General features: G+C 45.2%; 10 protein-coding genes. 4 read left to right on the top strand and 6 right to left on the bottom strand.

All coding sequences use genetic code 11. The annotated features are described in order from the left end of the window. Window positions 1-124: 124 nt before the first annotated feature. Both CH367_RS03075 and xrtN read left to right on the top strand, forming a co-directional pair. Window positions 125-2749, top strand: a complete 2625-nt coding sequence (locus CH367_RS03075) for an XrtN system VIT domain-containing protein (protein ID WP_100761004.1) — start codon at window positions 125-127, stop codon at window positions 2747-2749. A 12-nt stretch (window positions 2750-2761) separates the two neighbouring features. Beyond that, a complete protein-coding gene (gene xrtN, locus CH367_RS03070) occupies window positions 2762-4135 on the top strand; it encodes an exosortase N (RefSeq protein WP_100761003.1) in 1374 nt (457 codons plus the stop codon). Between the two features lie 32 nt (window positions 4136-4167). Here xrtN and CH367_RS03065 read toward each other — a convergent pair whose 3' ends face one another. From CH367_RS03065 to CH367_RS03045, 5 genes are all read right to left on the bottom strand, one after another. Continuing rightward, complete coding sequence (locus CH367_RS03065; protein WP_244284452.1) at window positions 4168-4881, bottom strand: DUF1554 domain-containing protein; 714 nt, start codon at window positions 4879-4881, stop codon at window positions 4168-4170. Continuing rightward, window positions 4878-5696, bottom strand: coding sequence for a fibronectin type III domain-containing protein (locus CH367_RS03060; protein ID WP_100761001.1), 819 nt, complete (start codon window positions 5694-5696; stop codon window positions 4878-4880). Before CH367_RS03060 ends, CH367_RS03065 begins: the two co-directional genes overlap by 4 nt. Before the next feature lie 4 nt (window positions 5697-5700). After that, the gene (locus CH367_RS03055) at window positions 5701-7344 is read right to left on the bottom strand and encodes a hypothetical protein (RefSeq protein ID WP_100761000.1); all 1644 of its coding nucleotides are present in this window, start codon (window positions 7342-7344) and stop codon (window positions 5701-5703) included. Further along, the gene (locus tag CH367_RS03050; protein ID WP_100760999.1) at window positions 7341-9569 is read right to left on the bottom strand and encodes an adenylate/guanylate cyclase domain-containing protein; all 2229 of its coding nucleotides are present in this window, start codon (window positions 9567-9569) and stop codon (window positions 7341-7343) included. The genes CH367_RS03055 and CH367_RS03050 overlap by 4 nt, the downstream gene beginning before the upstream one ends. A gap of 155 nt (window positions 9570-9724) precedes the next feature. Continuing rightward, window positions 9725-10159, bottom strand: coding sequence for a YHS domain-containing (seleno)protein (locus tag CH367_RS03045; protein WP_100760998.1), 435 nt, complete (start codon window positions 10157-10159; stop codon window positions 9725-9727). 105 nt (window positions 10160-10264) lie between these two features. Between CH367_RS03045 and CH367_RS03040 the strand changes: the two genes are divergently transcribed. Continuing rightward, the gene (locus tag CH367_RS03040; protein ID WP_100760997.1) at window positions 10265-11302 is read left to right on the top strand and encodes a mechanosensitive ion channel family protein; all 1038 of its coding nucleotides are present in this window, start codon (window positions 10265-10267) and stop codon (window positions 11300-11302) included. Next, window positions 11299-12153 (top strand): LA_0991 family prenyltransferase-like protein, encoded by an 855-nt coding sequence (locus CH367_RS03035; RefSeq protein ID WP_100760996.1) that lies wholly within the window; start codon window positions 11299-11301, stop codon window positions 12151-12153. The genes CH367_RS03040 and CH367_RS03035 overlap by 4 nt, the downstream gene beginning before the upstream one ends. On the opposite strand, the gene CH367_RS03030 is transcribed toward CH367_RS03035, so the two are convergent. Continuing rightward, window positions 12125-12844 (bottom strand): fatty acid desaturase CarF family protein, encoded by a 720-nt coding sequence (locus CH367_RS03030; protein WP_100760995.1) that lies wholly within the window; start codon window positions 12842-12844, stop codon window positions 12125-12127. The genes CH367_RS03035 and CH367_RS03030 overlap by 29 nt on opposite strands. Window positions 12845-12956 lie beyond the last annotated feature (112 nt).

Genomic DNA, 12956 nt, shown 5'->3' with positions numbered 1-12956 from the left:
TCTTATATACGAACTCCGAAGGTCAAGCACCTGAGTGCTTTGTTGAAAACACTCAAGAGGAAGACGAGCTCGGATTTTTAGGATACATTCCTGATATCTCCAACAAAGGAAGAATGAAAGAACTATGAGCCCACAAAACAAGATTCAAAACTACTTTTTGAGGAACGTGAATCTTTTCACATTCGTCGCGCCCGCTTGGATTTGGTTTCTTTCCTTGATCGGAGCAATCGCCGCGCTGGGCATCGTAGCCTACGCAATCTTGGAACTCGGCATAAGACAAGCGGGTTCGTCCGAGTTTATGGTTTTCGTTTTTTTTGGCGGGCTCGCGATCCTATTCTTATTTTTGTTCTCTTTGTTGATCTATTCCCTGTTTCCGAACTATAAACCTTTTCTAATATTCACTCTGATCATTTCCGCGATTTGTTTTTCCACGAATTCTTACGTTCTCAACCACGAAGTGTTTCCTCCGTTTACGGAAAGAACGGTTTGGGTTCTTTGGATTTCGTTTTCGATTCTCGCGTTATCCTTTTTTATGGATAAAATTCCTTCGATCGTGTTGCCTTTCTTCCAACCGATTCTGATTTTGGGAGTGTTCGTTTCCACGTCGTTCGCTTTGGTTTTGGCGCCTTTGATGATTTTCAGTTGGGCTCTGGTATGGATGGCGGGTTTGGGGTTTCTTCCCTACGGTCCTTTGTTTGCGATCACCGCGTTCGGTCAGGCGATTTTTAAGATCCATTCTTCCCTGGACGATAAGCTCAAAAAAATTTCAACGGGTTTGATTTTTGGAACCGCGATTTTATTCATTAGTTATTCTGCATATTATTTCGTTCAGTGGAACCACGCGGAACATATTCTTTCCAAACCGGAAACGATCCAAGGAAACAACCGAATCGATGCGGACTTACCGGATTGGGTTCAAAAGGCTTCCCGTCTGAGAGTGAATCACGTTACGGAAATGGTTCTTCAACCCGATCGGGGATCTCAACTCGGTTTGTTCGCCGCTCAGACTCAGTTCGATCCGCTTGCGTATTTCGCGTCGCAGGGATTCGTTTCTATGTTTAGAACTCGATCCGAAAGAATTTCGGGAGAGGACGCGGGAAAAATGTTACATCTTCTTTTCGGAAAATCGCACGCTCATTTGGAACGATTGTGGAGAGGGAACTCTTTGATTACGACGGATATAAATTCACACGTGCAGATTCATCCGGAACTTAGAGTGTCTTATACGGAAACCACCCTCTCCGTTTATAACGAAAATTCTTCCTCGAATCGACCTTGGATCGGTTTCGGTTCGGCGTTTGCCTCTCCGGAAGAAGCGATCTATACGATCACGGTTCCCGAGGGAAGTATCTGCACGAAACTTTCTCTTTGGATCGACGGCGAAGAAAGACCGGCAAGACTTACATTTCGTTCAAAGGCGCATAACGCGTATCGGACGATCGTGGGAACGGAACGGAGGGATCCTTCTTACGTGGAATGGTTGGACGGCAATCGACTTCGTCTAAAAATTTTTCCGGTCGATCCCGGAAACTATAGAATGGTGAGAATCGGTATCGTCTCCCCGCTCAAGGCGGACAAAAACAAACTCGTCTACGAAAGAATTCGTTTCGAAGGACCTATTTCCGATTTTGCAGATCAAACGGTGAACGTGGATTTGTTTTCAAAGGCTCCGATCGAGTTGGATTCCTCCGGGATTTCCCTCAAAGAAAAGATCGTTTCCGATTCCCAAGTTCGTCAATGGACCGGAAGTAGCGGTTTTAGAGGTTGGTCCTTTTCCTTTCCGTCCACGGTTCCTTCGGGAACGATCTCGGCCGCGGGTATGACGTATAACGTGTCTCCTCTAAAAAAACATACGTCCCGGTTCGAGCCGGACAGGATCGTTGTCGCATTAAATTCCGCGCTTTCAAGATCGGAATGGAAGAACGCGGTTCGTAAGATTTATTCTTTCGGAATTCCGGTTACGATCCTTACGAACGAATGGTTTCAGGCGACGGACGTCGAAAAGGCGATTCGTTATCTGGACGAATGTGAAATTCCATCGTTCAATCTTTTTCCTTTGCACTTGGAGGAACTTTTGACTTCCAGGGTTTCGGGGAAAAATCCTCTTTGGATCACCGCCGGTGAAACTCAATCGATTCCATTAGGAGAACTCAGAAACTCGAATCGTTTTGAGGGAATTCAACTCGCCTCCGCAAAAAGATCGGAACCCGTAAAGATCGCAGTTCTAAACGGAAAACATTCCGAATACGTGGCGAGCCTGATCGATCTGAACCAGATGGTTTCCGTTGCGGAAAACGAAGAAGAACTTTATAATATTCTAAAAAACAAAAGTATCAACGTTCCCGTGGACGACGAAAACGAAATCGCGCTTCCCTATTCCGAACTCACATTACAACGATCTAACAAGGCCGAGGACCCGCGACCCGGTTCCGATCTTTTGATCCGAATGTCGATTCAAAGAAAGATCATGAAACAACTGGGAAAACGTTTTTTCGATCGTGATTTGGATAACGCGGACCTTGTGGATTTGGCAAAGGACGCGATGGTGGTTTCTCCCGTTTCTACGTTGATCGTTTTGGAAACGGAACACGACTACAAACGTTTTGGAATCAACGCGAACTCATCCGCACTCGGTCAAAGTAAGTTGGAAGCTCCTGGTTCCGTTCCCGAACCGGAAGAATGGTTGTTGATCGTTTGTATCCTTTTCGGCGCGCTCTTCTATTGGAAAACAAGAAGGCAATTCGCTTAACAATCAAAGACCATGACGACGACTCTTACTACTTCGGATGCGAACACAAGGAGTCGCGCGCTTTTTTCGATCGGATTTCTTTCGATCGTCTGTCTGATTCCGATGATCAGAGTCGGACAGGATCTTTTGAGCGCGCGTTCCGTTTTTGAATTGTATCCGGTTTTGTTTCTTCCTCTTTTTATACGATCTCGAACGGAACCGGAAACGATTTCCAATTTTAAAAAAACGATTCTTACTTTTTTGCCGGGAACTCTATTCGTGATTTTCGGAATCGCATTCCAAAGACTCAGTCTTGTATGGATCGGCTCTTTTTGGAATATCATTTCCGTGATTCATCTCGGAGGAATTCGATTCGCATGGCCCGCTCCGTTTTTGATCTTTGCCATTCCGCCGATCACCGGTTTCGGTTCTTTGTTCGTGGGTTACAAACTTCGTTTGATCGTGACTGAAATCGCCGTTCAATTCATTCAACTTGTGGACAAGGGTTCGATCGCGGTCGGCAATCAAATCCTATTTCACGGAGAATGGTTCCTGGTGGATCGTGTTTGTGAAGGAATGAAGATGGGGCTCGCATCGATTCTCATCGGAGCCGCGTTTGCGCTTCGATCCGATCGGAGCGGTGCAACCGTGATCGGGTTTGCGCTTCTTCCTCTTTGGTTTTTTTCCAATCTTTGCCGAATTTGTTTTTTAGTTTTGTTTCAGATTCCCGCGGGAACTTGGAGACACGAATTCATCGGAGTGATTCTTTTTGTCTGCGGAGTTGTTGTCCCTCTCGCAATTCTTTCTTTGATTTTTCCGAATCGAGATCAAAAAGAATTCAATTTTTCGAATGTAGTTTTGCGTTCTCCTTCGAAAATTCTTTGGCTGATTCTTCCTTTGTTGACGATCGGCTTCTTGTTTTCAAACCGATTGATTCCGATCAAAACCCATTCTTGGCCGGCGCAGATCAATACGTTTCAATTGGATGCGGATTCCACCTTAAAAGATCCTCGGATCGCGGTGTATGTTTCGGGTGAGAATTATCTGATTTTAAAAAGGGAATTGTTCGCGGTCGGCACCGGTCACGACCCGAGAATCTGCTTCGAAGCTGTGGGATTCTCGTTTACGGAACAAGGCGCCGACAACGGGATCAGCCGAGGACAACTCAAAAGTCCGTCCGGTGCAAAACCGATTCTTCTTTGGTGGTTTTCGATCACCGAAAAAAACACGTTAGACGAAGCCGGATTAGCAAACATAGAAAATCACGCGCCTCGGAGATCGACATCCGATTTGGACTGGAGATGGAAACGTTTTCTAGGAGCGGATGTGATTCAGTGGAATTTATACGGCCCGAACGAAAACGAACTCTATCGAATTGCGAAAACGATTTCGAAAGATCCGATATAAGAGCGCGTATCAAAGCATTTATTAAAACGAAGTCATTGCCGAACACAAACGAGCCGCTTCGAAAGGTTGCACGCTTCGGAGAAAAAGGAAATGGAAGTGTCATTCGTCGCATTCCCCATGCCATAAGCTCCATTCGATCCACCTGTTCCATCCGACCAATTGTTGCAAATCTCAGTCGTACTGACCGTCCAATCGGTGCTCAAGCCGGTCCACCATAACACACCGGCGCTGGGGTCTATATTGGTCAATAGTCCGGGTGTGGGGAAAACGACAATCCCCGCCGAGTTCGTAGTAAACACTTTTACGGGAGATGCGGTGGTGCCTTTATAATAGGCTTGATTCGGCGAAAGAACCCAATTGGAATTTTCAGCCGGGTTCGTACAATAAGCCGTCGTGCAGGCAATGCGTGTCGGCCCGACGTTCGTTACGATCAAAGCCTTATAATCGGTTCCAGTTCCCGGTAAAGAAGCAAAATTGTTGTTCTTTTCGTTCGCGCAAATACTATCTCCACCGGTTCGAGTTCCTCCTCCCAATTGCCCGGATGTGGTCCCGTTCGTCACAAAAAGAAACTTATATGAAAGAACCGGATCGGTCGTCCCACCGCCGCCATTGCTTGCATTCGAATTCAAAAGGGCGAGAAGCAAAACGCCGGAAGTATCGCCGGGAAACGGAACCGAACACCCGGTCCCGAAAAATAAAAGTAGAAAAATAGAATATACGAATTTCAGAATATTATTTCGAATCACTCGAACTCCTTTCGAAAACTGAGTTCGATTCTTCCCAGGGAAAGAAAAGAATTCGGTTGTATGTTCGGCTGATTCCATCTGGATAGTCCTTCCGATTTTGATTCTATCAAAACGGTGGTGGATTGAAAAGAACGTTTTTCCAACCACACGTTCAAGCCGTAACTCAAAAGGGCTAAGACGCCTATTCCCACTTGATTATTTTGATGGTTTTTGTATTCTTTTTTATCCTCGTCCCTTTGATGAATCAGATAAAAGGATACGGGAAGAGGAGTCGTCAAGGCGGCTAACGTTAAAAACGCGGGATCGTTCGAGGAGGATTGAGAAAGCGAATTCCCCGCCATTCTTTCCGCGTTACCCGCAACCGCGAGCGCACCGAACCATAAAAAAATCAAAGAAGCTTTTTTGTATTCCTTTCTTTCGATCGGAAGCAAACCCGGAACCCAGACTTTCCAAGTGGAAACTCCGGTCACCGCCTGTTTTTTCTCCGCTTCATAAACGCTTTTGGGTCGATCGTGTTCCACAAGAAACGAAGACCATTGGCTCCACGAAGAAGGTTTTCCGAAACGATTGAGAGCCGAAATTCTAAACTCGTATTCTCCCGCAGGAATCAGGAATTCCAAGCTGTTCGTGACCACCTTTTCCTCCGCGAAAAGAGTTTCGGGAGTCGACGTTTTGCGAACTTCCACCTTATATCCGTTGTTTCCCTTCACCTCGTTCCATTCTATGTAAAAGGTGTATTTTTTATCTTCCGAATATGCAGAATAGCTAATAAACAAGCAAAGCAGAAGTAGAATTTTTCCCGCTAAAGATTTCAATCGTCTATTCCCCTTTTTTGCCGCTCGTTTTCGTTTCTGGCGCGGCCAAGTCTTCTCTCAATACGATTTTAAAATCCGCTTTGGTTTGATTTGTTTCGTTCCCTTCTTGGACCAATGTCCAGGAGAATTTTCCCACGTCCAACACGCTCAGATCGGTAAGCCGAAAAGATTCTCCGTTAACGGACCGTTTGAGAATGGATTCCCCTCCGGCCCCGTAAAGATTTAGACTCCATTTTTCGTTCTTGGAGTTCGCACTGTGTTTCCATCGGAACACGATCGAATTCTGTCCCGTCATATCCACGGTTCTTCCTTTGATCGGAAACACGAGGGTGGGAATTGAAGAATTTTCCTTTTCGTTTTTTATACCGTTCGTATTAACGGAAGTCGTATTAGCCCCGCCGTTTGCCGCAACGTTGGAGGCCGGAACGTTTTCCTCCGCTTTCGGCGATGTCGCATTAGCAAGGGAAGAATTTTCCGGCTCGACGTTCGTTTGTGCGATCTCCGTTTTTTCCACCTGAAAGGATCGGGCCTCGGAAACGGATTCAGTTCCGGGTAAATTGGAGAACGACTTCACTCTCCAATGATATTTTCCGCCGGACAAAGGAAGCGATATCGAAGTTTTAAAAACCGTAAGTTGTCTTAAACCCGATTTAAAATCGGCCGATTCGGAAATTTCAAGAATATAACCGGTCGCCAATCGGGAAGGTTTCCAACGAAAGGATTGTAAAGAAGTTCCTTCCAAGCTCGTATTCTTCAAAGGAAAGAGTAATGTGACCGGAGGATTGGGAAGAATTCTAAACTTGCGAACATCGGAGATCTTTTTCTTATCGATGGAAACGAGTCTCCAGTAGTAGATCCCTTCGGGAAGATTCGCGTCCGAAAATTCTCCCTTAAATTCTTTTTTGAGAATGATCGGATTAAAACTTCGGTTTAACGAAATTTCCAATAATCCGACTTGAGAATTCGGATCCGATTTCCATCTGAATCCGATCTTCGCTTCTCCGGTTTCCGGAAAAATCCTGTGATTGTCTTCCGGTTCGATCAGTTTCCATTCTTCCTTAACGGGAATCGAAACGTAGTCCGTGATTTTCGCCTTTTGGCCTTCCTGTATTTCTCCGCCCGATTGGTCGGAGCCCATCCATTTTAGTTTTCCTTTGGCGAGTTCGACAAGATTTTCTCCGGTGGACTCACGCGTTATACGAAACAGGCTCGGTTCGTTGGAGGACTTCAGAGTATTCTTAGCGGAAATCAAACTTACGGACTTGCCCGATTGAACCCGCACGGAACCCTCTTCCAATTCGATGAGTTCCTCTTCTTCCTTAAGATTGATTACGATCATGGATCTCGGATCCAATTCGAACTTGGTTCCCGAAGTTAGTGTGACCACGGCTTCCGAAAGTTCGTCCGTTCTCACCGAGTCGTGATTGAAGATCGGAAAGTTCTGTTCCACGTCCTGCCAGATCATTCTATCCGAGAATTTTCTCTGCGCGGTTTTGTATTTGAACGTGATGTTTCCTACGGTTTCTTTTCTCCCCTCTCCGAAATCCGCGGCGCCTTCTCTCCAAAAAAGAAAAAGAGAAGCCGTGAGTGCGAGGAGAGATAAGGCTCCCACATGAATTTCCTTTCGAAATTCAGAATATAGATTCATGCCAAGGACCGAGAAGGCGATTCGGGATCCGGAATTCCGCACAACACGCGCAATTCTTCCAAGGACTTAGGACAATCCTGATCGTCTTTCCAACCTAACACCGCGTAGATGGACTGCGGCTTTTCCTTTCCCCGAATCCAAACGGGAGGAAGTTCCACGAAGTTAAAATGATCCTTTCCTTGTTGATAAGTAGTTTCGGAAATCAGAATGTCCGTTCCGAATTCTTTGTTTAAGTATTCGATTCTGGAAGCGAGATTGACCGTGTCGCCGATCACGGTGAATTCCAATTTTTTTTCGGAACCGATCTGCCCCACGATCACGGGACCCGAGTTGATTCCGCAACCGAAACGGGTAAACGGTCTTCCGATTTCGTGTCCCTTTCGGTTGAACTCGATCAAGGCTCTTCGCATTAACAGGGCGGCGTTGATCGCGTTTTTCGGTTCGTTTCCGTCGTAGACGAGCGCGCCCCAATGCGCCATAACCGCGTCTCCGATAAACTTATCCACGATTCCTTGCGTAAGATGAATACATTCCACCATTTCGGTGAAGTATTGATTTAAAAATTCGACCACCTCTTCCGGTTTCATTTTCTCGGACATCCCGGTGAAGTTTCTCAAATCGGAAAAGAATACCGTGACTTCCCGGTTTTCTCCGCCCAGTTTGAGATCGGAAGATAACGCGCGTTCGGCGATCTCCTTGTTTACGAACTTACCGAAAGTGCTTTTGATTTTTTCCCTTTCTTCAAGTCCTCTGGCCATTCTTAAGAACGAATTGGTGAGAACCCCGACCTCGTCGTGTGTGGTCGCTCGTATATCTACGTGATAATTTCCCTGTTCGACCTTTCTCGTAGCGGAAAGAAGTTGAATGATCGGAATCGTAAGAGTTCTGGAAAACACGAACACGACGAAAAAAGCGACGGACAACACCGAGATCATGATGAGAAGATTCTGTCTTCTGATTTTGTAAACGGCTTCGAAGGCGAGATCGGCGTCTAACGTGGAAATGATTCCCAGGCCCCCCACTTCCAATTGTTGATAGGAACCCAACACTTCTCTGCCTTCGAAATCGAAACGTTGTGATCCGTTATCGGAAGGGCTACGGAGCATATTCTCCACAAGCGGATGTTTTTTATAATCCTTACCCGAAATCGCCTCCTTATCGTTGGAATGTGCGATCAGATTTCCGGAAGAATCGACCACGGACATCTGAAAGAAGTCGGTTTGTCTTACCGCAAGAAAGGAATCCAAAAATTCCGTGGCGGAAAAAACCAAACCCGAAATTTCGGTTCCGTTTTCGACCGGAAGCAAAACCGCAACGGCCGGAAAACCGAACTCGGAAGAAACATTCAATACTTCTAATGCACCGGATAAACGAGAAGACGCTTTTTCAAGAGCGGCTTTCAGAGTTTCAGGATCGGGAACACCCGAAACGGAATTGTTTTTTAGAAACTTCAAATTCCAAAACAAGGAACTGATTTCACGAACCGAGTCTCCGGGTTTCGAACGAAAACGTACGTAGGCGACCGCGTTCGAGTTGGCTCGAAAGAATTTTTCGGATTCTGCCGGGCGGAAGTCCTGAATCTTACGCGTTGTTTCCTTCAATTGTCCGCTCAGTTGAAGACCGGTCATTCTCGCCAAAGAAAGATTGTATTCCTGGATGAGAATCTCGCTGTACATTCTAAAAAAATACGTGGCCATCGTAATCATCAAACTCATGCTGATCATGATGATCGCGGAAACGATGGAGAGAAGTTTTACGCGGATCGTAAACCTTGAAGGACGAAACGGCTCGAATTCATGTCCGTGAATCGGATGAGGGTGCTTTAGAAAATCATGATATTGTGATTCGATTTCGGACGCGACCCCGTGACGAGTCCAAACAAGACACGAACTATTGTGCGAACGATTCCTCAAAAATTGAAAAAACTTTTCGGAGGATTCTCCCGTACCGGAAAGAATCTTATCGCTGTCCGCGGAAGAGATCGTAAAACCGCCTTGTTTCAGATCCCGCACGAGTTTTAAAAAATCATTGGATTTTTTGAGGGACTCCGCCTCTTTTCCGGGAAGGCAAAAAACGACTTCGCGAATTCCGAGCGAAAGTTTTTCCGAAATCAAACTTCGGATTAATAAATCGGGGTCTTCCGAATCGGAATGCAGATTCGGCAATTCTTCCCAACGAATCGATTTGTCGTTCTTCCTTTTAAATAAATCAAGCAGGCTGGACATCCGTTCCCTGTTCTCCTTAATTCTGGAGTAGAATGAAGATGTTTTTTATCCTGTCATCCTAAAATCGAAAATTTAAACAGAAGACATAGTTTTACGGGAACGATTTGAACGAAAACGGACACAAATAGGACAAAGAAGAACTCCGGTTCCGTTTTTTATTTTAGTTTAATCGCGTCCCATTTTTCCCGAGCTTTTCGAATCCAACCGGAAGTGTCCTTTTCCCAAAGAACTTGGACGTCGTGATCGTAGTTGAGATACAACTTTCCGTCCACGATCTTCCATTGATTCGGATCGATGTTTACCTTTTCACCCATCGCGATTCCGTAAGCGCAATAACCGCCGAACTGAGGGGCGTATTGTTCCGGATGTTCACGAAAGAGTTTTAGATTTTCAGCGGAGGAAAATCTCCAATCCGCGTCCTTCCAACGAAATGAAAATTCCGTTTTACCCTCAACCGGTCTTCCCAAAGTGAAATACGCCACCGGATCATAACCGTCGATCGCAAGATTCTTCCATAACGTTTTATTGATTTCGGAAGCGTTTAGGGAAAGAACCGTAAAGAGAACGAGAACCGAAAAAAACTTTTTCATTTTCACCTCGTTTAATAGTTCGATTTTATTTTTCGAATGTTACGCGAAGTGAAACGAAAACGATTTGGCCTTGCACGATTGGGATTCGACTGAAAACTATGTTTCATGGATTGGAACTTTCCGCAGACCTGGTTCTCGAAGGAATTTCTAACGGAGCTCGGAACGGCGACGGGAATTTTTCTATTCGTATTATTTTTCGGTTATATATTGGGGGATAGAATCGTTCCACGATTGTCCGGCGTTTTGTTTCAGAATAAAATTCCGAGTTCACATCCTCTTTATAAAGCGGGAAGAAGAATCATCCGCTTATTGTTCTTTCTGCTCGCGTCCTTTTTGTTTCTTCAATTCTTAAAACCGATTTCCGTTTCCGGAGAATCCCTCTTTTTAGGATTCAGAATTCTTTCGATCATCCTTTTGACGTTCGCGCTCGTTCATCTTTTTTCCGCCGTGTTCGAAACGTATTCCGAAAAAACGGAAGGTTTGCTCTCTTCCGCGTCCATCATCAGCAACGTAATCCGAATCACGTTATTCGCCATTGGCGTCCTTTTGGTTTTACAATCGCTCGGAATTTCGATCGCGCCGATCTTAGGAGCTCTCGGAGTCGGAGGTCTTGCGGTCGCATTGGGATTGCAACCCACTCTTTCGAATTTATTCTCGGGCCTAAGTATTCTGCTCGGCAAACAACTCAAAAAAGGCGATTACGTTCGGCTTCAAGGGGAGAATCTGGAAGGTTACGTGCAAGACATCACTTGGAGAAGTACTACGATCCGAAGATTCAACAACAGCACGATCGTGGTTCCAAACTCGGTGATGGCTTCCTCGGTTTTTACTAACTTCGATCTACCCACGAAAGAATTTTCGATTCAGATAGAAGTCGGAGTCGCTTATCAATCCGATTTGGAAAAGGTGGAATCCCTTTCGATCGAAATCGGAAAGGAAGTTCTCGGAAAATTCTACAAGACGCCGTCTTCTCAGGAAGTCTCCTTCGCTTATCAAAAGTTTGGGGAGAATTCGATCGACTTTAAGGTCGTTCTTCCTTCGCTCGAGTTCACGGATCAGTTCCCGATCAAACACGAATTCATCAAACTGCTTCATTCCCGTTTTCAAAAGGAAGGAATCGAACTCCGTCTTCAGAAAAAATGATCCGCGCATTCTTCAAAAGAATATTCTACTATTGGAATGTATTGAGCGTGGACATAGTGTGCGGCTCCGTAGCCTCGGCTTGGTTTGCTTCCTCCATTCTCCATACCAAAATGAGAACCGCATTTTGGTTTTTGTTACCCGCCGCCGTTTGGGTGATCTACAGCGCGGACCATCTCGTGGACGGCTGGAAACTGCGCGAAAAAAGCGAAAATCAACGCCATACGTTCCATTATAAAAACAGAATTTTCTTAAGTATTGCGACCTTGCTCACGGCGATCGTTTGTTTCGTTTGTGGAATTCTGTTTCTTCGAGAATGGGTTTGGACCGTCGCTTTGATCATAGGAAGTTTCGTATTTCTGCACGTGGTATTTGCGTATTTGCAAGTTTCCTTTTTTTGGAAGGAATGTTCGGTCGCGGTTCTTTATACGGCGGGGGTTTGGTTCGGACCGATCCTTTTAACCGAGAATACGTTCTCGGAAACCTGGATTCCCTGTTCGTTGTTTTTTATCGCGGCGTTGTGCAACTCGTTCGTGAATTCTTATATGGAAAGGGAAATCGACCGAAAGGAAAACGCGGAATCCATTCTAAAACGGATCTCGCCGAACACGTTGAAAAAATCCGTATTTACGTTAGCCGCAATCGGCATGGGTTTGAATCTTTTTTGGATCGGGAAAAACCAAGGATCGATTCTTCCCGAATTTTTATTTCTGAGTTTGGGTTATTGGATTCCGACTCAGATTCTTCTTTTCGAAAATTCTTTTCAGAAAAATCAAGTCTATAGAATTTTCGGAGAAGGTTATTTCCTTCTGGCCTGCGTTCCCGTTACGGTTCGGTTATCGTTTCCGTTTTGATCGCGGGCGGAATCCGAAGAATCCAACGAAGCGCGTCGTAAAACTTCAAACTTTTCAAAATCGGATTCAACCAACCGGTCGTGATGCAGAAATACGTGTCGTGAGGCGGGGTGTGGTGAACCTTGTGGTGAACTGGACCCAAAATCAGTTTATATTTTTGTAATGTTTTCACAAAAACGTTCGGAGAATCCTGATGCGCCCATTTGTGAATCTGATTCGTCGCAAAAATTCCCCACAAAAGAAAGAACCAAAACAAAGCGATCAGAGAACTGATCACGCCGGACGATTCCCAAAAGAAAACATAATATACTAATATAGGAAGGGAAACCAGACAATTGTTTCCGTTCGTTTCTATAAAATCGTGTCTCGTGATTCCCTTGGGATCGACGTGATGATCTCGAAACGGGAAGATAAAAGCCGGACCGAAAATCGGAGTCGTTTCGGAACCGACGCTGTCCCCCAAAAAATGAACCAAACCCGATATAAAATCCGCACCGAGCCAGGACAACAAAACGACCGAAGGAATCGCCCAGGTCAGATACGAATTCGAAACGGAATCGTTCTCAAGGATTTGAAAAAGCCGAAAGCCCAAATAGACGGATAAAAAAACGAAAGCGATCACGCTGAGAGTTTCGAAAATTCTATGAATCGTAAGATCCGGTTTTTGAAGCTGAGTTGGTTCTGGTTTCATACTTTTGCCTTTTGTATTCTTATCATAGATAAGAATTCAGGCGAGATTTTTTCGACGAAGAATGTCTTTGTTCCGAAAAAAATGAAACTTTACAGAGAGATCCTCCGTTCGA

This window comes from Leptospira barantonii, from assembly GCF_002811925.1.
Lineage (GTDB): Bacteria > Spirochaetota > Leptospiria > Leptospirales > Leptospiraceae > Leptospira > Leptospira barantonii.
Note: the sequence above shows the minus strand (reverse complement) of the source record. Positions and strands in the feature narration are given on the sequence as shown.